The organism is Streptomyces sp. NBC_00443 (genome assembly GCF_036014175.1).
In the GTDB taxonomy this organism is placed as follows: Bacteria; Actinomycetota; Actinomycetes; order Streptomycetales; family Streptomycetaceae; genus Streptomyces.
The window spans coordinates 5,245,410-5,266,081 of sequence record NZ_CP107917.1 but is presented as its reverse complement, the minus strand read 5'-3'; the positions used below and the strand labels follow the sequence as shown (position 1 = coordinate 5,266,081).

18 protein-coding genes are annotated in these 20,672 nt (G+C 71.5%); 7 read left to right on the top strand and 11 right to left on the bottom strand.

The window, feature by feature from the left end; genetic code table 11:
* Positions 1-74: 74 nt before the first annotated feature.
* The 3 genes from OHO27_RS23925 to OHO27_RS23915 are packed head-to-tail and all read left to right on the top strand — an operon-like array spanning position 75 to position 1,713.
* On the top strand, positions 75-887 hold the full coding sequence (locus OHO27_RS23925; protein WP_328427031.1) for a helix-turn-helix domain-containing protein: 813 nt from the start codon (positions 75-77) through the stop codon (positions 885-887).
* A complete protein-coding gene (locus OHO27_RS23920; protein ID WP_328427030.1) occupies positions 884-1,081 on the top strand; it encodes a DUF397 domain-containing protein in 198 nt (65 codons plus the stop codon). The genes OHO27_RS23925 and OHO27_RS23920 overlap by 4 nt, the downstream gene beginning before the upstream one ends.
* Complete coding sequence (locus OHO27_RS23915) at positions 1,078-1,713, top strand: class I SAM-dependent methyltransferase (RefSeq protein WP_328427029.1); 636 nt, start codon at positions 1,078-1,080, stop codon at positions 1,711-1,713. Before OHO27_RS23920 ends, OHO27_RS23915 begins: the two co-directional genes overlap by 4 nt.
* On the opposite strand, the gene OHO27_RS23910 is transcribed toward OHO27_RS23915, so the two are convergent.
* A complete protein-coding gene (locus OHO27_RS23910) occupies positions 1,649-4,573 on the bottom strand; it encodes a tetratricopeptide repeat protein (RefSeq protein WP_443059713.1) in 2,925 nt (974 codons plus the stop codon). The genes OHO27_RS23915 and OHO27_RS23910 overlap by 65 nt on opposite strands.
* A gap of 109 nt (positions 4,574-4,682) precedes the next feature.
* On the opposite strand from OHO27_RS23910, the gene OHO27_RS23905 reads away from it, so the two are divergent.
* Complete coding sequence (locus tag OHO27_RS23905; protein ID WP_328427027.1) at positions 4,683-5,189, top strand: DUF2165 domain-containing protein; 507 nt, start codon at positions 4,683-4,685, stop codon at positions 5,187-5,189.
* Here OHO27_RS23905 and OHO27_RS23900 read toward each other — a convergent pair.
* The 3 genes from OHO27_RS23900 to OHO27_RS23890 all read right to left on the bottom strand — a co-directional run bounded on the left by OHO27_RS23900 (position 5,182) and on the right by OHO27_RS23890 (position 9,361).
* Positions 5,182-5,733 carry a hypothetical protein gene (locus tag OHO27_RS23900; protein ID WP_328427026.1) on the bottom strand — a complete coding sequence of 184 codons (552 nt, stop codon included), beginning with the start codon at positions 5,731-5,733 and terminating at the stop codon, positions 5,182-5,184. The two genes, OHO27_RS23905 and OHO27_RS23900, sit on opposite strands and share 8 nt — an antisense overlap.
* A gap of 100 nt (positions 5,734-5,833) precedes the next feature.
* On the bottom strand, positions 5,834-8,446 hold the full coding sequence (locus tag OHO27_RS23895) for a bifunctional FO biosynthesis protein CofGH (RefSeq protein ID WP_328427025.1): 2,613 nt from the start codon (positions 8,444-8,446) through the stop codon (positions 5,834-5,836).
* 63 nt (positions 8,447-8,509) lie between these two features.
* A complete protein-coding gene (locus tag OHO27_RS23890) occupies positions 8,510-9,361 on the bottom strand; it encodes an LLM class F420-dependent oxidoreductase (RefSeq protein ID WP_328427024.1) in 852 nt (283 codons plus the stop codon).
* Between the two features lie 216 nt (positions 9,362-9,577).
* Between OHO27_RS23890 and OHO27_RS23885 the strand changes: the two genes are divergently transcribed.
* On the top strand, positions 9,578-11,101 hold the full coding sequence (locus tag OHO27_RS23885; RefSeq protein ID WP_328427023.1) for a CehA/McbA family metallohydrolase: 1,524 nt from the start codon (positions 9,578-9,580) through the stop codon (positions 11,099-11,101).
* Positions 11,102-11,129: 28 nt separating this feature from the next.
* Here OHO27_RS23885 and OHO27_RS23880 read toward each other — a convergent pair whose 3' ends face one another.
* On the bottom strand, positions 11,130-11,957 hold the full coding sequence (locus OHO27_RS23880) for an endonuclease/exonuclease/phosphatase family protein (protein ID WP_328427022.1): 828 nt from the start codon (positions 11,955-11,957) through the stop codon (positions 11,130-11,132).
* A gap of 111 nt (positions 11,958-12,068) precedes the next feature.
* Here OHO27_RS23880 and OHO27_RS23875 point away from each other — a divergent pair, with 111 nt between their 5' ends.
* Entirely contained in the window at positions 12,069-12,461 is a 393-nt protein-coding gene (locus tag OHO27_RS23875) for a nitroreductase/quinone reductase family protein (protein ID WP_328427021.1), read from the top strand.
* A 15-nt stretch (positions 12,462-12,476) separates the two neighbouring features.
* Here OHO27_RS23875 and OHO27_RS23870 read toward each other — a convergent pair whose 3' ends face one another.
* The 6 genes from OHO27_RS23870 to OHO27_RS23845 all read right to left on the bottom strand — a co-directional run bounded on the left by OHO27_RS23870 (position 12,477) and on the right by OHO27_RS23845 (position 19,432).
* Complete coding sequence (locus tag OHO27_RS23870; RefSeq protein ID WP_328427020.1) at positions 12,477-13,103, bottom strand: alpha/beta fold hydrolase; 627 nt, start codon at positions 13,101-13,103, stop codon at positions 12,477-12,479.
* Between the two features lie 62 nt (positions 13,104-13,165).
* On the bottom strand, positions 13,166-14,659 hold the full coding sequence (locus OHO27_RS23865; protein ID WP_328427019.1) for an aldehyde dehydrogenase family protein: 1,494 nt from the start codon (positions 14,657-14,659) through the stop codon (positions 13,166-13,168).
* Complete coding sequence (locus OHO27_RS23860) at positions 14,656-16,386, bottom strand: N-acyl-D-amino-acid deacylase family protein (RefSeq protein ID WP_328427018.1); 1,731 nt, start codon at positions 16,384-16,386, stop codon at positions 14,656-14,658. The genes OHO27_RS23865 and OHO27_RS23860 overlap by 4 nt, the downstream gene beginning before the upstream one ends.
* A 94-nt stretch (positions 16,387-16,480) precedes the next feature.
* Positions 16,481-17,569, bottom strand: a complete 1,089-nt coding sequence (locus tag OHO27_RS23855; RefSeq protein WP_328430525.1) for an LLM class flavin-dependent oxidoreductase — start codon at positions 17,567-17,569, stop codon at positions 16,481-16,483.
* A 147-nt stretch (positions 17,570-17,716) separates the two neighbouring features.
* A complete protein-coding gene (locus OHO27_RS23850; RefSeq protein WP_328427017.1) occupies positions 17,717-18,487 on the bottom strand; it encodes an SDR family NAD(P)-dependent oxidoreductase in 771 nt (256 codons plus the stop codon).
* 12 nt (positions 18,488-18,499) lie between these two features.
* Positions 18,500-19,432, bottom strand: a complete 933-nt coding sequence (locus tag OHO27_RS23845) for a TIGR03619 family F420-dependent LLM class oxidoreductase (protein WP_328430524.1) — start codon at positions 19,430-19,432, stop codon at positions 18,500-18,502.
* A gap of 314 nt (positions 19,433-19,746) precedes the next feature.
* Here OHO27_RS23845 and OHO27_RS23840 point away from each other — a divergent pair, with 314 nt between their 5' ends.
* Positions 19,747-20,637, top strand: a complete 891-nt coding sequence (locus OHO27_RS23840; protein WP_328427016.1) for a hypothetical protein — start codon at positions 19,747-19,749, stop codon at positions 20,635-20,637.
* Positions 20,638-20,672 lie beyond the last annotated feature (35 nt).

The window sequence follows — 20,672 nt, the reverse complement described above, 5'->3', positions numbered from 1 at the left end:
ATGGCCTACGTACGGAGCGTGACTGTACGGATGGCCGACGGGGTCGTACGGCTCGTACGTCGGGAGGGGAAGACGTGGAGGACGAGGAGGCCGAGGCCGTTCTCAGGACGGTCGGACGGCAGATCAGGATGTGGCGCGAGGCCGCCGGGATGACCCAGGCCGAACTGGGCGCCGCCATCGGGTACGGCGAGGAGATGGTCTCGTCGGTGGAGCGGGGGCGGCGGATCCCCAAGCCGGACTTCCTGGAGAAGGCCGATGAGGTGCTGGGGGCGGGCGGGAAGCTCTCGGCGATGAGGGAGGACGTGGAGCGGGCCCGGTACCCGAAGAAGGTTCGGGATCTGGCCAAGCTGGAGGACGAGGCGGTCGAGTTGGGGGCATACGCCGCCCTCCACGTCCACGGGCTGCTTCAGACCCCTGAGTACGCGCAGGCGTTGTACGAGATGCGACGTCCCGCGTACACGGAGGAGGAGGTCGACCGTCTCGTCGCCGCACGCATGGCCAGGAAGGCCGTATTCGAGCGTACGCCCAGGCCGGAGATCACCTTTGTCCAGGAAGAGCTGACGCTGCGGCGGCCCATCGGAGGCAGAATGGTGCTACGACAGCAGCTCGAACACCTGTTGGAGATCAGCGCGTTGAGGCACGTCGCGATTCAGATCATGCCCACGGACTGTGAGGATCACGCGGGCATGGGTGGCTCGCTTCAGTTGTTGAAACTCCGGGACGGAAAGGCACTGGGGCACTCCGAGGCGCAGTTGCACAGCCGCCTGATCAGTGATCCCCGGGACGTTCAGATCCTGGAAATGCGCTATGGAATGATCCGGTCGCAGGCCCTGACGCCCCGAGAGTCACGGGCCTTCATCGAGAAAGCCCTGGGAGACGAGACATGACCCGCGCCCTGGAATGGTTCAAGAGCAGCTACAGCAGCAACGATGGGCCCGAGTGCGTCGAGGTCGCCATATCCCCCGCCCACGCCCCCGTCGGCGTCCACGTCCGCGACTCAAAGAACAAGGACGGCGCACGGCTCGCATTCGAAGCGAGTTCCTGGGCGGAGTTCATCGACGGCATGAGCACGATGCCGTGACCGACGAGTCTCAGGCACAGCGTGCCGCCGCCGTCTTCGACGCGCTGGGGCTCGCTTACGAGAGGGCGTTCGCGGGCTCGGAGACGCACCGGGCGTCGCTGGCGTGGCTGGCCGGGCGGCTCGAACCGGGCAGCCGGGTGCTGGACGTCGGTAGCGGGACCGGGCGTCCCACGGCCGAGACGCTCGCCGCGGCGGGCCATGGCGTGTTGGGGATCGACGCGTCTCCCGTCATGGTGGACCTCGCCACCCGGCAGGTGCCCGACGCCGCCTTTCAGCACGCCGACATCCACCAAGTCCCGCTCCAGGACGGTGCGTTCGACGCGGTCTGCGTGTACTTCTCCCTGCTGCAGATGTCCCGTACCGCGCAGGAGACTCTCGTGCGGCGGCTGGCACGGGCGCTGAGGGCGGGAGGCTGCATGGTGCTGGCGACCGTGCCGGCGGACGTGGAGGACGTCGAAGTCGTCTTCATGGGGCAGAAGGTGCGGGCGACCAGCTACGCGGCCGAGGACTTCACCGACATGGTCGCCGCGGCGGGACTGACGGTGCTGTCCGCGGAGACCGTACTGTTCACGCCTGACCATCCCGATGCCGGGCACGAACCTCATCTGTTCCTGCGCTGCGTGCGGCAGTAGCCGGTTCGGCCGCCAGGTGACGGAGCACGGCGGCCCGCTGATCCGCGGCCCAGGTGTACGACGGGTTGGCTGTCAGCACCCGGTCCAGATCGGCGAGGGCCTCCTCGTGGCGGCCCAGGTTGGCCAGCGAGGCGCCTCGGCTCGCACGGGCGGAGTTGTAGCCGGGTTCCCGGGCGAGCGCGTGGTCGTAGTCGGCGAGGGCGTCCTCGTCGCGGCCGGCGGCGCGTAGGGCGTCACCGCGCTCGCAGCGGGCCCAGGCCCAGTCGGGGTCCACCGCCACGGCCCGGTCGAGGTCGGCCAGTTGTCGTACGTGGTCGGCGAGGGCTCTGTGCACCCGGGCCCGGCGCATCAGGGCCCAGGAGTAGTCCGGCTTCAGCCGAACGGCCTCGTCAAGGTCGGCGAGCGCCTCGTCGAGACCTTCGCGACTTAGCCGGGTAGCACCGCGGGAGGCCAGGGCGAAGGCGTCGGCGGGGCTCAGTTCGAGGGCCCGGTCCAAGTCGCTGATCGCCTCGTCGTGGCGCCCCAGGACGCGGTGGTACTCGCCGCGCAGGGCGAGGCTGCGGGGGTCGTCGGGGGCCAGTTCGAGGGCCTGGTTCAGGAGGGCGACGGCCGCGCGGCGGTCGCCGGCGAGGTCATGGGCGATGGCGCGGGCCCGGTAGGCGCGGGCCGCCACGGCGGGGTCCAGCGCGACCCGCCAGCCGGCATCGGCCGACGCGTCCTGCCAGGGGGTGCCGGGCGAGGTCGTGGTCTGCGGCATGGCCCACGACAGCTGGGCGTGCTGATCCTGCGGCTCGGCCCACGTCGGCTGGGCACGCTGATCCTGCGATACGGCCTGCGGCCCCTCAGTGCGCTCACCCTGCGGCTCGGCTTGCTGATCCTGCGGCTCGACCCGCGACGGCTCGGCGTGCTGGTCCTGCGATGCGGGCTGTTGCGTCTCACGTGACTGGGCGCCGGCCGACGTGCCCGGCCGGGTCGTCGCCGTACCGGGCGCGGTGCCGGGCCTCCTGGCCGGCCGGTCGCTTGCGGCGCCCCCGGTACCGGACCCTGCGGCCTCCTCCCGCGAAGAAGCCGCGGCGGCCGCTCCCGCCGCGCCCTGCCCGGCAGCCCCCGCGCCACCCCACCCCGCAACTCCCACAGCACCCCACCCGGCCGCCCCCGCACCCAGCCCGGTGCCGGCCGCCGCCGCCGCGCCGTACCCCGTGCCGACCGTCGCGGCCGCCCCCATGGGCACCGGCACCGGCACCGGCGTCCGCTCGAAGCCCGTCGCACGCAGTACCAGTTCGAGGGCCGCGGGCGTTCCGCCGCTGCCGAGGGCCGTCGCGAGCCGCCGGCCCCACTGGGACACCGCCCGGGTCTCGGCGTCCGACCCGGCCTCCACCAGAACCCGAGCCCACCGCTCGGCGACGGACTCACCCTGCTCGCAGGCGTCGACGACATCCCCGAGGACGCTCGTCAGCGCCGCCCGCTCACCGGCGCACAGCAAGTGGTACAGCTCCGCCAGCCGAAGCTCCCGCCACGCCTCGTCCGTCCACAGCTCCTCGGCGTCCCGTCCGGCTTCCGCCTCGGTCCGCCATTCCCGGAACACGGCGGCGAGCGCCTGCTGCCGGGCCGCCCAGGTCCGGGGCGCCTCCCGTCGCTGCAACCGCAGCATCGGCGCCCGTACGACGTCGTGGTACCGGACCCGGCCGCCCCGCTCGCTGACGAACGGCAGGCCCCGCAACCACGCGTACAGCCCTTCCAGTTCCGCCAGTTCCGCGTCGGAGTCGCCCACGACCGCCCGGAACACATCCGCGTCCAGCCGCCGGGGCAGCGCGCACGCCAGCGCGACCGACCGCTGGACCGCGTCCTCCGCCCGCTTCAGGAACCACTCGACGGCCGTGGCGCTGGGGTCCCGCACCTCGGCCGGATCGGTGGGGCGGCTCTCCGCGAGGGTCGACACGAGCACCGGCAGGCCACCGGTCAGGCGCAGCACCTCCCCCACCACGGGCTCGGCCACCACTCCCCTGCCCGCGAGCAGGTCGCGCGTCTCCGCCTCGGTGAACGGCAGGAGCGGCACGTCGGTCATGAAGTCGCCGAAGCCGCCCCAGCGGGTGGCGTCGAAGGGGAGTTGGCCTGCCGTCACCACGACGACCGTGGCCGGGAGCGGGCCGTACAGGTCCGAGGTCATCACGGCGTGCAGCCACGCGTCGAGGAACCGGCCGGTGCGCTCGTAGGTGTCGAAGAACAGGACGATCCACGGCACGGCTGAGGCGGCCTGGGAGAGCTCCTCCAGCAGCACCGGAGTGAGCACGCTCTCGGGGGCGAGTACGAGCCGGGCGTCCTCGTGGGTGCGGAAGCGGGCACCGAGACCGGACCGCAACCGGTCCGCGCCCTGGGCGAGTTGTGCGGCGTCGACCGCCCCGGCGAAGGCGCCGACACCGGGCACCATGCCCAGTCCCACCAGCCCGGCCCGCGCCACCGCCATGCTGCCCACGGAGGGTCCTGGCGGCTCGGGCGGCGGCGCGGTGATCGCCGCCAGCTCCGCCTCGTGCCTGCGCTCCCGATGCGCGGCGAGCAGCCGGTCCAGGTCCTTCAACCGCCGTCCCTGCGCGGCGAACTGCCGGCTCATCGCCTCCAGCGACTCCGGCACGCTTCCCGCGTTCTCGTCCATGAACGCGGTCAGGGCACCGCGTTCCCGGGCGACTTGCTCCAGTTCGCGCAGCAGGAAGGACTTGCCGACACCCGCGTTTCCGTGCACGTGGAAGAGGAACCGGTGCCGCTCGTCCTCCGGCGAGACGTCCAAGTTGCCCCGGAAGGCCGCGCGTTCGGCGCTGCGGCCCACGAATCCGGCACGACTGCGCCGGCCGATCAGCTCCTGCATCGACGGCCGCGCCTGTCCCACGTGTGGATCCTCCCGCTCGGCTGCCCTACGCCATCATTCTGGCTCAATGCCTATGGAGCACAGGGCCTCCACAGGGAAGATGACCATCATGTCAACGACACCCCCACGCAGCGCACTCCACCTCGCGGCCACCCTCCTCACCGCGACCGTCGCCCTCTACATCACCCTCGTCGCCTTCGGGAACATCACCGACTTCGGGACCAACCAGCAGTTCGTGCGGCACGTCCTGGCGATGGATACGACGTTCAAGGACGAGGACCTGATGTGGAGAGCCGTCACCAGCAAGGGCCTCCAAGACGCGGCGTACGTCGCGATCATCGTCTGGGAGACCGTCGCCGCGCTCGTCCTCATATACGGCACCTGGCTGTGGTTCCGCCGCGACGACCTCAGTGCCCGGCGCTTCTCCACCTACGGTCTGCTGATGCTGATGCTGCTGTTCGGCGGCGGGTTCATCGCGATCGGCGGGGAGTGGTTCTCGATGTGGCAGTCCGGGGACTGGAACGGGCTCGACGCGGCGACGCGGGTGTTCCTGCTGAGCGGGGCCGTGCTGCTGGTGGTCAACCTGCCGTCCGGCAAGGAGAAGTCCGCTACCTGACCACGACCACCGTCGTGCCCGTCTCCCCGAACGTCCACAACGCCGCCCCGTCCGCCGCGCGCATCCGGACCCCGCCGGTCTGCTTGCCCGCGGCGGGCGGGGGCGAGGAGCCGTCGACGGCGTTGGAGAAGGCGATGGAGATGCCGGACTTCGCGGCGAAGTAGATGATGTTCTCGATCTGCACGCCGTCCGAGCCCGTGGTGGCCTCGTTGCGCGAGGACACCGTGTAGGTGCCGGGGTCCGGGTCCACGGTGCCCGGCCAGACGGTGAAGGTACGGCGGCCCGCGTCGCTCGCGTCGACCAGCCAGACCCGCTTCTGGGCGAGGGAGTAGACCACCCGGCGCCCGGTGCCCGAGCCGTCCGGGACGACGGCGGGCGCGGCGGACTTCGTCGGGGCGGGGCTCACCCCCGGCGACGCCGACGCGCTCGGGCGGGCCGCCGAGGCCGTCGGGTGCGGCCCCTTGTCGGCCTGCATGGCGAGGGCTGTGACGGCGGCTATCGCGCCCACCGTCAAACCGGTCACCCAGACCTTGGGAGCAGGCACGGGCACGCATCTCCTCGGCTACGGAAAGCTATGGAACCCCTCCAGCGGGGGTCGGATCATCGTACCGACCTCCGCGACCCGGTCCTGTGCCGTCTCCGTCTCAGTCCAGCACCGGCAACAGCTCCGGCAGGTGCCCGTCCGAGGCCGTCGCCGCCCGCTGCCGTTCCTCCGGCACCTCGCCGTACAGCGTGGTGCGGGGCCTCGCCGGGCGCCCCGCCGCGTCGGCGACCGCCACCAGGTCGCGTACCGACTTGTACGAGCCGTACGACGACCCCGCCATCCGCGAGATCGTCTCCTCCATCAGCGTGCCGCCCAGGTCGTTCGCGCCGGAGCGGAGCATCTCCGCGGCGCCCTCGGTGCCCAGCTTCACCCAGCTGGTCTGGATGTTGGGGATCCAGGGGTGGAGCAGGAGGCGGGCCATCGCCGTCACGGCCCGGTTGTCCCGCATCGACGGGCCGGGCCGCGCGATCCCCGCCAGGTAGACCGGCGCGTTGGTGTGGATGAACGGGAGCGTCACGAACTCCGTGAAGCCGCCCGTGCGCTGCTGGATGCCGGCCAGGGTGCGCAGGTGGCCGAGCCAGTGGCGGGGCTGGTCGACGTGGCCGTACATCATCGTGGACGAGGACCGGATGCCGAGTTCGTGTGCCGTGGTGATCACCTCGATCCACGTCGCCGCCGGCAGCTTGCCCTTGGTCAGGATCCAGCGGACCTCGTCGTCGAGGATCTCGGCGGCGGTGCCGGGGACGGAGTCCAGCCCGGCTTCCTTGGCCGCCGTCAGCCACTCGCGGATGGACATGCCGGTGCGGGTGGCGCCGTTGACGACCTCCATGGGCGAGAAGGCGTGCACGTGCATGCCGGGGACCCGCTCCTTCACCGCCTTCGCGATGTCGAAGTACGCCGTCCCGGGCAGGTCCGGGTGGATGCCCCCCTGCATGCAGACCTCCACCGCGCCCACCTCCCAGGCCTGCTGGGCGCGGTCGGCGACCTGGTCCAGGGAGAGGGTGTAGGCGTCCGCGTCTGTCCGGCGCTGGGCGAAGGCGCAGAAGCGGCAGCCGGTGTAGCAGACGTTGGTGAAGTTGATGTTCCGCGTGACGATGTACGTGACGTCGTCGCCGACCGCCGATTTACGGACGTCGTCGGCGACCTTGCACAACGCGTCCAGCGCCGGGCCGTCCGCGTGCAGCAGCGCCAGCGCCTCGTCGTCGGTGAGCCGGGTCGGGTCGTCGGCCGCGGTCGCCAGTGCCTGGCGTACGTCCGTGTCGATGCGCTCCGGCGCCATCCCGGGCGCCGCCGCCTCGCGCAGGGCACCCCAGTCGCCGTACACCTCGTCGAAGTCGTCGCGGCGGTCGGACGTACGGCCCTCGGTGTCGATCGTGGAGTGCAGATCCGTACGGCCGGAGGCGACGAAGATCTCCTCCGGTTCCTGCCACGGGTGCCCCTCGACCACGGCGTCCGGACGCGCCAGACCCGTCTCCGGGTCGGCGAGTGCCCGTACGTGCGGGCGCAGTCGCGGGTCCAGCCAGGGCTCGCCTCGCTGGACGAACTCCGGGTAGACGCAGAGGCGTTCGCGCAGTTCGAAGCCGGCCGCCGCCGAGCGCTCGGCGAGCTCCTCGATCTGCGGCCAGGGGCGTTCGGGGTTGACGTGGTCGATCGTGAGCGGGGAGACGCCGCCCCAGTCGTCGATGCCGGCGTGGATGAGGCGTTCGTACTCGGAGTCCACGAGGTTGGGCGGGGCCTGGAGGCAGGCGCTCGGGCCCATGATGTGCCGGGCGACGGCGACCGTGGCGACCAGTTCGTCGAGTTCCGCGTCCGGCATGCCGCGCATCGCGGTGTCCGGCTTGGCGCGGAAGTTCTGGATGATCAGTTCCTGGATGCCGTGGTAGGCCCGGGAGACCTTCCGCAGCGCGAAGAGGGACTCGGCCCGCTCCTCGTACGACTCCCCGATCCCGATCAGGATCCCGGACGTGAAGGGGACGGAGGAACGGCCGGCGTCCTCCAGGACGCGCAGCCGGACGGCCGGCTCCTTGTCCGGGGAGCCGTGGTGCGGGCCGCCGGGCTCGGACCACAGGCGGGTCGCCGTCGTCTCCAGCATCATGCCCATGGACGGGGCGACCGGCTTCAGACGCTGGAAGTCGGTCCAGGTCATGACGCCCGGGTTGAGGTGCGGCAGCAGGCCGGTCTCCTCCAGGATGCGGATGGAGATGGCGCGGACGTAGGCGATGGTGTCGTCGTAGCCGTGCGCGTCGAGCCATTCGCGGGCCTCGGGCCAGCGGTCCTCGGGCTTGTCGCCGAGGGTGATGAGGGCTTCCTTGCAGCCGAGGGCCGCGCCCTTGCGGGCGATGTCGAGGACCTCGTCCGGCGACATGAACATCCCGTGCCCGGCGCGGCGCAGCTTGCCGGGGACGGTGACGAAGGTGCAGTAGTGGCACTTGTCCCGGCACAGCCGGGTGAGGGGGATGAAGACGCTCTTCGAGTACGTGATGACACCGGCCCGGCCCGCCGCGTCAAGGCCCGCGTCCCGCACCCGGCCGGCCGACGCGACGAGGTCGTCGAGGGCCTCGCCGCGGGCCTGGAGCAGTACGGCGGCCTCGGAGACGTCGAGGGCGACGCCGTCACGGGCGCGTTTGAGGGCGCGACGCATGGAGTTCTCGGTCGGGCCGGTGCCGCCGGGGCGGTCGGTGGGGCCGGTTCCGGAGGTCTCGGGTGTCGTCATCCTTCGAGCATACGGTCGGCTTGATCAGTGCCGGGAGGGCAGTCGGACACGGATGCGCGACGGTCAGCCGAGGAAGGCCGCGCAGTCGTCCAGCACCCGCAGCACCTCCGCCTCCCCCGCCGGAGGCAACTGCACCACGACCTCCTCGATCCCGAGCTCCGCGTAGTGCGCGAGCTTGCCGGGATTCGGGAACACGGCGTACGGCACGACCTGGAGGGCCTTCGGGTCGCGGCCTGCGTCGGCCCAGACCGACCGGAGCCGGGGTAGAGATTCGGACAGTCCGCGGCCACCGATCGGCAGCCACCCGTCGGCGTACTCGCTGATGTGCGCGAACAGCTTCGGGCCGGCGGCTCCGCCGATGAGCGTGCGGGGGCCGTTGACCTGGGGGCCGCGCGGCTTCTGTACGGGTTTGGGGTAGGCGTAGCTGGCGCGTACGGACTCGAACTCGCCTTCGTGGGCGGTCGGTTCATCCGCCCACAGGGCGCGCATCAGAGCCATACGGTCGCGAACCAGCTCGCGCCGGGTCCGCCACTCCACCCCGTGATCGGCGGCCTCCTCCACGTTCCAGCCGAAGCCGAGGCCGAGCGTGAAGCGTCCGCCGGACAGGTGGTCCAGGGTCGCGATCTGCTTGGCCAGATCGATCGGGTCGTGCTGCGCGACCAGCGTGATGCCGGTGCCCAGGCCCAGCCGCTCGGTGACGGCGGCGGCCTGGCCGAGGGCGACGAAGGGGTCGAGGGTGCGGCCGTACTCGGGCGGCAGATCGCCGCCGGCCGGGTACGGGGTGGTCCGCTCGACGGGGATGTGGGTGTGCTCGGGCAGGTACAGCCCCGCGAACCCGCGCTGCTCCAGCTCACGCGCGAGCCGGGTCGGGGTGATGGTCTCGTCGGTGAGGAAGATCGTGACGGAGATGCGCATGACTGCATCTGTACCGTGCGGACGCCGCAATGTCGATACCGACCGGTCGGCACAGATGGCTCTCCCGCCCCGGGCGCCCAGCGGAGCTTGGACAGCTTCCGATTGGCTGCCGATTCCCTTCCCTTGCACGACAGTTCACGGCTGAATACCAGAGTTGCACGCACCACCCTGCACCACCCATGCCAAGTCCTTCACGACGACCTGGGGAGCAGCAGCATGTGCGAGGACGAGTACGCGGGCGCCGGCCTGGGAAGACGCGCACTGTTCGTGACGGGCGCCGCCGCCGCGCTTACGTTGGGAAGCGTGACCTTCGCCAGAGGTGCCGACGACACCCAGGACGCCGAGACCCGTACGGTGCGGGGGACCCTGCCGCCCGGGTCCCCCGACTTCGTGTACCTGCCGGTCGAAGTGCCGTCCGGGGTACGGGAGATCAAGGTCTCCTACACCTACGAGAAGCCCTCCGTCCCGGCGGGCACCCCGGGCAACGCCCTCGACATCGGCATCTTCGACTGGCGCGGCACCGAGCTCGGCGGCCGAGGCTTCCGGGGCTGGTCGGGCGGGGCGCGCACGGAGTTCTTCATCCGGGCGGACGAGGCGACGCCGGGGTACATCCCGGGACCGGTCCGGGAGGGCACCTGGCACATCGCCCTCGGCCCGTACACGGTGGCGCCGCAGGGGCTGCCGTACGAGGTCACCATCACACTCGCCTACGGCGAGCCCGCCGAGTCCGTCGAGCCGACCTACCCGCCGGAGCGGGCGAAGGGGCGGGGGCGCGCCTGGTACCGGGGCGACTGCCATCTGCACTCATGGTTCTCCGACGGCCGCCGTACGCCCGCCGAGATCGCGTCCCTCGCGCGCGCGGCAGGGCTGGACTTCATCAACAGCTCGGAGCACAACACGCACTCGGCGCACGCGCACTGGGCCGACGCGGCGGGCGACGACCTCCTGATCATGCTGGGCGAGGAGGTCACGACCCGCAACGGCCACGTCGTGGCGCTCGGCGTCGACCCCGGCACCTTCATCGACTGGCGCTACCGGGCCCGGGACAACCGCTTCGGCAAGTTCGCCCGCCAGATCCGCAAGTCCGGCGGCCTGGTCGTCCCCGCCCACCCGCACGCCACCTGCGTCGGCTGCAACTGGAAGTTCGGCTTCGGCGAGGCGGACGCGATCGAGGTCTGGAACGGGCCGTGGACCCCGGACGACGAGATGGCCCTGGCGGACTGGGACAGCACGCTGGTCGCGTCCGTGCGCTCGGGTTCCGACGCCTGGATCCCGGCGATGGGCAACAGCGACGCCCACCGCGATCCGGACCCGGTCGGCACGCCCCAGACGGTCGTCCTGGCCGACGACCTGACGCGGGAGGCGATCCAGGAGGGGATCAAGGCGGGGCGGTCGTACATCGCCGAGTCGAAGAACGTCTCGCTGACCTTCGGGGTGTCCGGCGGCAAGGGCGAGCACGCCGGCATCGGAGAGCGGCTGGAGGTCCCCCGCAGCACGCCGGTGACCGTCCGCCTGGAAGCCGCGGGCGCCCCCCGCTGCACGGTCCGCTTCGTCACCGACCAGGGCGTCCTGTTCACGAGCCCGCCGCTGCCGGTCTCGGGATCGGGCGTCGTGGAATGGCGCACGACCCCCGCCTACGCGGCCTACGTGCGGGCGGAACTGCGCCACGAGACAGCGGTGGGCCCGCTGCCGGGCGCGCTGGCGGCGGTCACGAACCCGATCTTCCTGGGGCGTTCGTAGGAGCTGTCGGCGGCCGGGCGACCTGCCCTCAAGGCGTGGGCTCGGTCGCGAGGTCGGCGACCACGGCCGCGTGGTCCGAGGGCCATACGCCGTCGACGGGAGCGGCGCCCGCGCGACGGACGGCACGCACGTGGCCCAGTCCGCCCCTCCCGGGCGGACCCACGTGGATGTAGTCGATGCGCACGCTCGGCTCCCGGCTGTCGGCGACGTACGGGTTCGAGCGGTCCCAGGTGGCGGAGGGGGCGTCCGGGGCGGCGTACTGCCAGGCGTCGAAGAAGACCTGGCGGGGTACGACCGGCGCAGTCCGGAAGCCGCCGAAGAGGCGGATCTCGTCGGAGTCCGGCCAGGCGTTGAAATCACCGGTCACGACCGTCGGAAAGGGCGTCTCACCCCGGTTCTCGGCGACGAACTCGGCGAGCGCGGCGACCTGCCGGCAGCGTACGGCCGAGGCGTGCAGGGCAGAGGTGAGGTGGGTGGTGCAGAAGGGGATGTCGTACGAGGGGGTGGTGAGGCGGGTGAAGAGGGCGAGGCGGCCGTCGTCGATGTCCGGCGGCGCCGGCAGCCGCAGGGTCCGCCGGTCGGTGACCGGCCAGCGGCTCAGCACGGCGTTGCCGATGTCGACGGTGTCGTCGCCGATCCGCCGGCGCCAGCGCTCGGGGGCGGGGGACGGGGCCCAGGCCCAGTGCATGCCGAGTTCGGAGGCCAGCCACTCGGCCTGGTTCTCGCGGCCGTCGGCCCACACCTCCTGAAGGCCGACCACGTCGGGGCGCAGATCGCGCAGTTCGGCAAGAATCGCCTTCTGCCGGGCCTCCCAGGGCCCGAAGCGCCACCACAGGTTCCAGGTCACCACCCGCATGGGCCACCGTCTCTCATAGAGGAACCGTTCGAGGCTCCACCGTTCGTTCGATCCCCGGTGAGAGACATTGAAGAGCATCAGCACCGCCACGAGTCAGGAGAACGGCACACCATGTCCAGCCGCGCAGCGACGAAATACCGGAACGTCACGGCCTTCCAGCGGCGGCTCAACGCCGTGATGCGCCGCCTGCCGACCCAGACCCTGCTGGAGACCACGGGCCGTACCTCGGGCGTGCCCCGCCGCACCCCGGTCGGCGGACGCCGGGTCGGGGACTCGTTCTGGCTGGTGTCGGAGTTCGGGGAGCGGTCGCAGTACGTGCGCAACATCAAGGCCGACGCACGGGTACGGGTGCGGATCAAGGGGCGGTGGCACACGGGCACGGCGCATCTGCTGCCCGACGACGACCCGGTCGCCCGCCTGGGCGGCCTGCCCCGGTTCAACAGCGCCGGGGTGCGGGCGTTCGGGGCGGAGCTGCTGACGATCCGGGTGGACCTCACCGACTGACGCGTACGGCGCCGGTCAGGCCGACGCCCGCTCGCACAGCTCCGTCACCAGCCGGTCGAAGGCCCGCCCGCCCTCGGTCTCGTGGCCGTAGGTCGTGAACCACGCGGGAATCGCCGCCCGCAGCAGGGGCTCGGCCTCGGTGTCGGGGTCGGCGCCCGCCGCGCCCCAGGTCCGCAGCGCGAAGGCGACCAGGCCGTCCATGTCACGGGCGGTGGCCAGCCGGCCGATCTCCTCGGTCACCTCCGGCGCCTCCAGGTCCTCGTACCCGTTGACGCCGGGCACCAGCAGACCCAGGGCCGCCACCTGGCCGGGGTCGCTCAGGGCCAGGTCGATGGCGGTTCTGGCGCCCATGCTGGAGCCGACCAGGACCACCCGGGGCAGTTCGAAGTGGTCCAGGACGCTCCTGAGGTCGTCGAGCTGGGTGTAGGAGCCGGTGGGCGCCGGCGACCGGCCGAAGCCGCGGGCGTCGTACCGGATCACCCGAAGACGTCCGGCCGCCAGACCGGGCAGTACGGGCTCCCACATCCGGGAATCGCCGACCCCCGAGTGCAGCAGCACCACGGGCGGTCCGGCGGCCCCGCCGTCCGCGCCCGCGTCGTCCGCCCAGACCTCGGCGCCCTTGACCTGCACCATCTGTCCCATGCGGAAGACTCTGCCCGGCCCAGGGCTCCGGTGACAGACTCCGTCCGGTCAATCCCCGCGGCTCACCCCGGCCACACGATCGCCTGCACCTCGCTGTAGGCGTGGAGCGCATACGAGCCGACGTCCCGCCCGACCCCGCTCTTCTTGAACCCGCCGAACGGCGCCTCCATGTTGCGCCCGACGGTGTTCACGCCCACTCCCCCGGCCCGCAGCCGCCGGGCGACCCGGAAGGCGCGGGCCACGTCGCCGGACCAGACGTAGTCGATGAGGCCGTAGTCGCTGTCGTTGGCCAGGGCCACGCCCTCGTCCTCGTCGTCGAAGGGGATGACGACGACCACCGGGCCGAAGATCTCCTCGCGGGCCACCCGCATGTCGTTGGTGCAGTCGGCGAGGAGGGTCGGCGTGACGTAGAAGCCGGTGTCCAGGGAGGGCCGTTCACCTCCGGCGACGACCACCGCGCCTTCCTTGCGGCCGAGTTCGACGTACGACTCCACGCGGTCCCGGTGTGCCGCCGAGATCAACGGGCCGACAACCGTGTCCCGCTCCCGGGGGTCGCCGATCTTGAGGCGCCCCGCGTAGGCGGCCAGTTGCTCGACCAGCCGGTCGTACACACCCCGCTGGGCCAGCACCCGCGTCGGCGCCGTGCAGATCTGCCCGCTGTAGAAGGAGAACGTCGTCCCGATCCCGGCCACGGCGGACCCCAGGTCCGCGTCGTCGAGGACGACCGCCGCGCCCTTCCCCCCGAGCTCCATCAACTGGCGTTTCATGTCCCGCCCGCACACCTCGGCGATGCGCTGCCCGACCGCCGTGGATCCGGTGAAGCTCACCATGTCGACGTCCGGGGAGGAGACGGCCGCCTCGCCGACCTCCACGGAACGCCCGGAGACCACATTCACCACACCCGGGGGTGCCCCCGCCGCCTGAAGCGCCTCCGCCATCCGGTAGACGGACAGCGGATCCTGCGGGGCGGGCTTCACGACCACCGTGTTGCCCATGGCCAGCGCGGGCGCGATCTTGCCCGCCGGGTTGGCCCACGGGTTGTTGTAGGAGGTGATGCAGGTGACGACCCCGACGGGCTGGCGGACGGCCAGCGCACCCATCACACCGGCCTTCCCCGCCCCCACTGCCTTAAAGGCGTGGGAGGTGCCCCCACCGGCCTCGTTGATCTGCGGCGGGATCGCCCACTCGGCGGGCTCCACGCGCGCGTAGCGCCGGAACCGGGCCGCCCCTACGCCGACCTGCATGCCCCGGGCCGTCCCGGTGGTCGCCCCGGTCTCGGCCTGGGCCAGTTCGGCGTACGGCACCAGGTGGCCGCGGATGATGTCCGCCGCCCTCCCCAGCACGGCCGCCCGCTCCTCCGGCGACGTACGCGACCACGGCCCGAAGGCCTCGCGGGCAGCGGCACAGGCCGCGCGCACCTGATCCCGCGAGGCCTCCGGAGCCCACCCGACGGTCTCCTCGCTCGCCGGATCGACGACGGCGTAGTAGCCACCGTCCGGCTCCACCCACGAGCCCCCGACGAACAACCGCTGCCGGTCGACGGCCTTGAAGCTCACCGGGTGGCCACCGTCCTGGTGTCCCGCCCCGAGCGCAGCACGCGCCCCGGCACCGCCCCGGTCACCACGTCGTCGCGGATCGCCTCGACGCCGTTGACCCAGACCGCCCGCACGCCGATCGCCTTGGAGTCCAGCCGCGGGCTGTCACCCGGCAGGTCGTGCACCAGCGTGGCCTTGCCGGCGTCGATCCGCTCCGGGTCGAAGAGGACCAGGTCCGCATGGAAGCCCTCCTGGACACGTCCCCGGTCACGGAGGCCGAACAGCCGGGCGGGATCGTCGGTGAGCATCCTGACCGCCTGTTCGAGGCCGACCAGTTTCCGCCCGCGCAGACAGTCCCCGAGGAACCGGGTCGTGTACGGCGCCCCGCACATCCGGTCCAGATGCGCCCCGGCGTCCGAGCCGCCCAGCATGACGTCCTCGTGCCGCCAGGTCTCGGCGCGCAGCGCCCAGGAGTCGGGGTCGTTGTCGGTGGGCATCGGCCACAGGACCGTACGCAGGTCGTCCGCCGCGCAGATCTCGACCAGGCACTCGAAGGGTTCCTGCCCGCGCTCGGCCGCGATGTCCTGCACGACGCGTCCGGTCAGCCCGCGATTCGCCTCGCTGTAGGTGTCCCCTATGACGTACCGCCCGAAGTGGGTGAGCCGCCGGAAGACTCCCGCCTCCTTGGACCGGGCGCGCAGCAGCAGCTCGGTGCGGATGTCCGGGTCACGGAGCTTGGCGATCCGCTCCTTGGCCGGCAGCCCCAGGACCGGCCCCCACCCGGGGATCAGGTTCAGCGCGCAGAAGGTGCCCAGCGACATGTTCATCGGTGTGAGGATCGGCATGGTCAGCGCCACGATCCGGCCACCGGCCTTGCGGGCGCGCTCACTTGCCTCCAGCTGCCTGGGCACCCGCTCGGGAACCGCCGCGTCAATCGTGAGCACGTTCCAGTTCAGCGGGCGGCCCGCGGCGGCGGTCATCTCCACGAAGAGGTCGATCTCGTCGTCGCTGAACTGATCCAGGCAGCCCGCCACGATGGCCTCGATCTGCGTGCCCTCGTGCTCCCCGACGGCCTGTGACAGGGCCAGGAGCTCGGCCGGCCCGGCGTGCCGGGAGGCCACGGGCTTCCCGTCGCCGTCGGAGTGCGAGGTCGACTGGGTGGTGGACAGCCCCCAGGCCCCCGCCTCCATCGCCTCCCGCAACAGCCCCACCATCGCGGCAAGCTGCTCCGAGGACGGCTGCCCGCCCACCGCGTCCGGCCCCATGACGTACCGGCGCAGCGCGCAGTGCCCCACCATGAACCCCGCGTTGACCGCGATCCGCCCCTCCAGGGCGTCCAGATACTCCCCGAAGCTGCTCCAACTCCAGGGCGCCCCTTCCTCCAACGCCACCAGCGACATGCCCTCGACCTTGGACATCATCCGCCGCGTGTAGTCGGCGTCCTCGGGCCGCGCAGGGTTGAGAGGCGCCAGCGTGAACCCACAGTTCCCACCGGCGACCGTGGTCACCCCGTGGTTCAGGGACGGGGTGGCATACGGATCCCAGAAGAGCTGGGCGTCGTAGTGGGTGTGGGGATCGACGAAGCCGGGGGCGAGGATCAGCCCGGCGGCGTCCTCGCTGGTACGGGATTCCTCGGTGACGGTGCCGATGACGGCGATGCGACCGTTCCGTATGCCGATGTCGGCGGTGCAGGCGGGCGCGCCGGTTCCGTCGACGACGGACGCACCCTTGATGACGTGATCGAGCATTGGGTTCACCTCTTGGTATGCGGCGGGACTGCTTACCCAGGGGCGCGGGGAACTGCGCGACCAGCCACACACGGCCCGCGCCCGCCTACGACGCTCAAGCCCCTTGACGGAACCGCGTTGTCCGGTGAACGGGATCCGTGTCGATCTTCGGAATCACGTGCTCCCCGATCAACCGAATCGTCCGCAACGTCTCCTCCTTCGGCACCCCCACCGGCAACCCGAAACTCAGCTGATCGGCCCCGGCCTGCTCCCACCGCTTGCACTGCGTGAGCACCTCGTCCGGATCCCCGCAGATCAGCAGCTCCTCCTCGATCAGCAGCTCCACGAACTCCGGCGTGTACGGGGGCAACGTCTCCGGCCACACCGGGAACCCCTCGGGCCGGGGGAACGTGTCGTGGTACCGGAACACCAGCGACGGCAGATAGTGCAGGCCACCGTTCACGGCGGTCTCGATCGCCTCGGCGTGCGTCGGCGCGCAGATGGCCGTGGTCGTCACCATCACGTTGTCGTTGACGAAGTCACCGATCGGCTCGGCGTTCACGACAGCCGTCTTGTACTGCTCCAGCACCCACTCCATGTCGGAGACCTTCTGCACGCTGAAGCCGAGCACCCCGAGCCCCTTCTTCGCGGCCATCGCGTACGACGGCGGCGACCCGGCGGCGTACCACATCGCGGGGTGCGACTTCCCGTACGGCTTGGGCAGCACCTTCCGGGGCGGCAGCGACCAGTGCTTGCCCTGGAAGCCGACGTACTCGTCCTGGAGCCACATCTTGGGGAACTCGGCGATGGTCTCTTCCCAGATCTCCTTGGTGTAGTTCATATCGGTCACGCCCGGTATGAACCCGAGGATCTCGTGCGAGCCGGCGCCGCGCCCGCTGCCGAACTCGAAGCGGTTCTCGGTGAGGTGGTCGAGCATGGCGACCTTCTCGGCCACCTTGACCGGGTGGTTGACCTGGGCGAGCGGGTTGAAGATGCCGGACCCCAGATGGATCCGCTCGGTCGCGTGCGCCAGGTACCCCAGGTACACGTCGTTGGCGGAGAGGTGGGAGTACTCCTCCAGGAAGTGGTGCTCCGACGCCCAGGCGTACTTGAAGCCGGACTTGTCCGCCTGGATGACGTACTCGGTCTCCTCCATCAGCGCCTTGTGCTCGGCGAGCGGGTCGGTTTCGGCGCGCTTGCCCACGTATCCCTGTACAAAGAGCCCGAGTTCCAAGGAGGTTCACCGTCCCCACGTAGTTTCTGACGTACCGTCAGATTCACTTTCCGCCGACTGTGGCACCGCTCACGTGCACCGTCAATAGCTGACTGGCCATCAGATGGGGGCCATACGTCAGATGACGCTCACCCCGGCCAGCCAGCCGCCGTCGATCACGAACGGCTGGCCGGTGATGTACGAGGAGTCGTCCGACATCAGGAACAGCGCGAGCCGGGCCACCTCCTGCGGCTGCCCGATCCGCCCGAGCGGCACGAGTTTGCGGTAGAGCCCGTCGAGGGCCTTCGAGGTCTCCTCGGGGTCCGCGCCCGGGTCCAGATGGGCCGGGTTGGACATGGCGGTGTCGATCGCGCCCGGACACATCGCGTTGACCCGGATGCCCCGCGGCGCCAGCTCCAGCGCGGCGACGCGGGTGAGGCCGAGGATGGCGTGCTTGGTGGCCGCGTAGGTGCCGACGGCCGCCATGCCCGTCACGGCCGTGTAGGAGGCGGTGTTCACGATGGTGCCGCCGTCCTCCATCTCCGGCGCGACCGTCTTGACGCCGAGGAAGCAGCCGACCTGGTTGACCCGCACGACCTGCATGAACTCGTCGAGAGGCGTGTCGACGAGGGAGTTGAAACGCAGGATGCCGGCGTTGTTGACCAGCCCGTCGACCCGGCCGTACGTCCTCTTCGCGGCGGCCACCGCGGCCCGCCAGTGCGCCTCCTCCCCCACGTCGAGATGGGCGTACAGCGCGCCGATCTCCTTGGCGAGGGCCTCGCCCTGCTCGTCGAGCACATCGGCGACGACCACCTCGGCGCCCTCCTCCCGGAAGAGGCGCGCCTCCTGCTCACCCTGTCCGCGTGCCGCGCCGGTGACGATCACGACCCGGCCGTCCAGCTTGCCCATGGCTCACTCCAGTCAGTGGTCGAGGTGCGGGGCGACCTCGGCCCCGAAGGCGGTGATCTGGTCCACGAGTTCGTCCCGGCTCCGGCAGCGGAAGCGCACCTGGATCTGGTGCACGCCCATCGCGCGATACGCCCGCAGGGACTCGGCGAGTTCCTCCGGCGCACCGGTGACCGTCCGCCGCCCCACCTCCCAGCCGGGCCGGCCGACGTACAGCGGCTCGGTGATGGCGCCCACGACGATCGGCTCCTCACTGCATCCATCAGCGGCTCCGCCGCGGGCGGCCTCCGCGCGCAGCCTCCGCAGCGTGGCGATCTGCTCCGGCAGCCGGTCGCGCGGGTCGCCCTGCGACAGCCAGCCGTCACCCTTGAGCGCGGCCCGGCGTACGGCGGCGAGCGAGGATCCGCCGACCCAGACGGGCACGCGCGGCTGGGCGGGCCGGGGCAGCTGGCCGAGCCCCTCGAAGTCGTAGAACTTCCCGTGGTGCTCGGGGAACTCCTCCGGCCCGAGCGCGGCGCGCAGGGCGTCGATCGCCTCGTCGAGGACGGCCCCGCGCTGCCCGAAGTCGTGCCCGAGCGCCTCGAACTCCTCCCGCACATGTCCCGCGCCGACGCCGAGGATCAGTCGGCCGCCCGACAGGTGGTCCAGCGTGGCGTACTGCTTCGCGGTGGCCAGCGGGTGGCGCAGGCCGACGACGGCCACATGGCTGAGCAGCCGGACGCGTTCGGTGACGGCGGCGAGGTGGGCGAGGGTGGCGACGGGGTCGTACCAGATCGTGCTCATCGCGGGCGCGAGGCGGCGCGGGACGCCGACGTGGTCGCAGCTCGCGATGTAGTCGAAGCCGGCCCGGTCGGCGGCGACGGCGACCGCCCTCAGGTCGCCCGGGCCTGCGGCTGCTTCCCAGGGCTCGGCGTAGATCGTGCTCTGGGACTGGATCGGGAGCTGCATCCCGAACAGCGTCCGCCCGTCCGGCGGGACTTGGATGGACACACACCCTCCTCGATCTGACGAACCGTCATATCCGTGTTCCGGGCGTCATCGTCGGGGCTGGCGCCGCAACAGACAAGGGGGGACGCGGAACTGCCGCCGTCCGCTCGGGGCGCTCGCGGGCCGGTGGAATGTCGCGGACTTCGCCCGATTGACCGCAATCCGTCGTGTTCGTGTCTCAGGCACGTCACCGGGTGAGGGCGGCCGACGAGCGGTTCGTACTGGGCGGTGGCTGCCCGGGAGGTCCGGGCGCCGGGACAACGGGGAGACCGAGAATGATCCGCAACCGCATCGCCGCGATCGCCGCCACCACCGCCGCCGCGGCCCTGCTGCTGACCGCCTGCAACGGCACCGACAACGCCGCGTCCGCCGCCCGCGAGGGGGCCGCCGCCGCGCAGGGGAGCCTGAGCTTCACCAGCGGTTCGGCCAAGCAGAACAACGCGGCGCCCGGCACCGGAGACTGGGCCACCAGCCCGGGGAAGCAGGCGAGCAAGCCGGTTGCCAAGAAGTGGGTGCAACTGAGCGCGGGCCGGGCCGGCGACCTGAACCCCGTCGTCGTCAACGGCGCCGGCTTCACCCTCTACCGCTTCGACAAGGACACCGCGGACCCGTCCAGGTCGAACTGCGCCGGCGAGTGCGCCACCACCTGGCCGCCGGTCCTGGTCGCCCCCGGCGGCAAGATCTTCATCGACGGTGTGGACAAGTCCGACGTGGGCGTCGTCAAGCGCGCCGACGGCAACCTCCAGGTGACCGTGGGCGGCTGGCCGGTCTACCGCTTCAGCAAGGACCTCAAGCCCGGTGACACCAACGGGCAGGGCGTGGGCGGGACTTGGTTCGGCGTGACGCCGGACGGCCAGAAGGCGGTCGGCGGCGCCGCCGAGGAGCAGGAGCAGGAGCAGGGTGAAGAAGCCGGCGCGGCCGCCCCTGCGACCAGCGTCACCCTCTCCGACGAGCCGGACTTCGGCGACCCCTCCGAGGGGCTGGCCGGCGCCGGGTGCCAGAACGTCGCCCGCGACGACTCCGCCTCCTCCCTCCAGGCCGTCGGCACCCTGAAGATCTGGTCCGAGAAGGACTGCAAGGGCGACTCCAAGGTGGTTCAGGGCAGCATCGCCGACCTGGCAACGGTCGACTTCGACGACAGGATCTCGTCGGTGTTCCTCGGCTGACGCCACCGGTCTGCCCAGAAGTTGCGGCCGCGGTT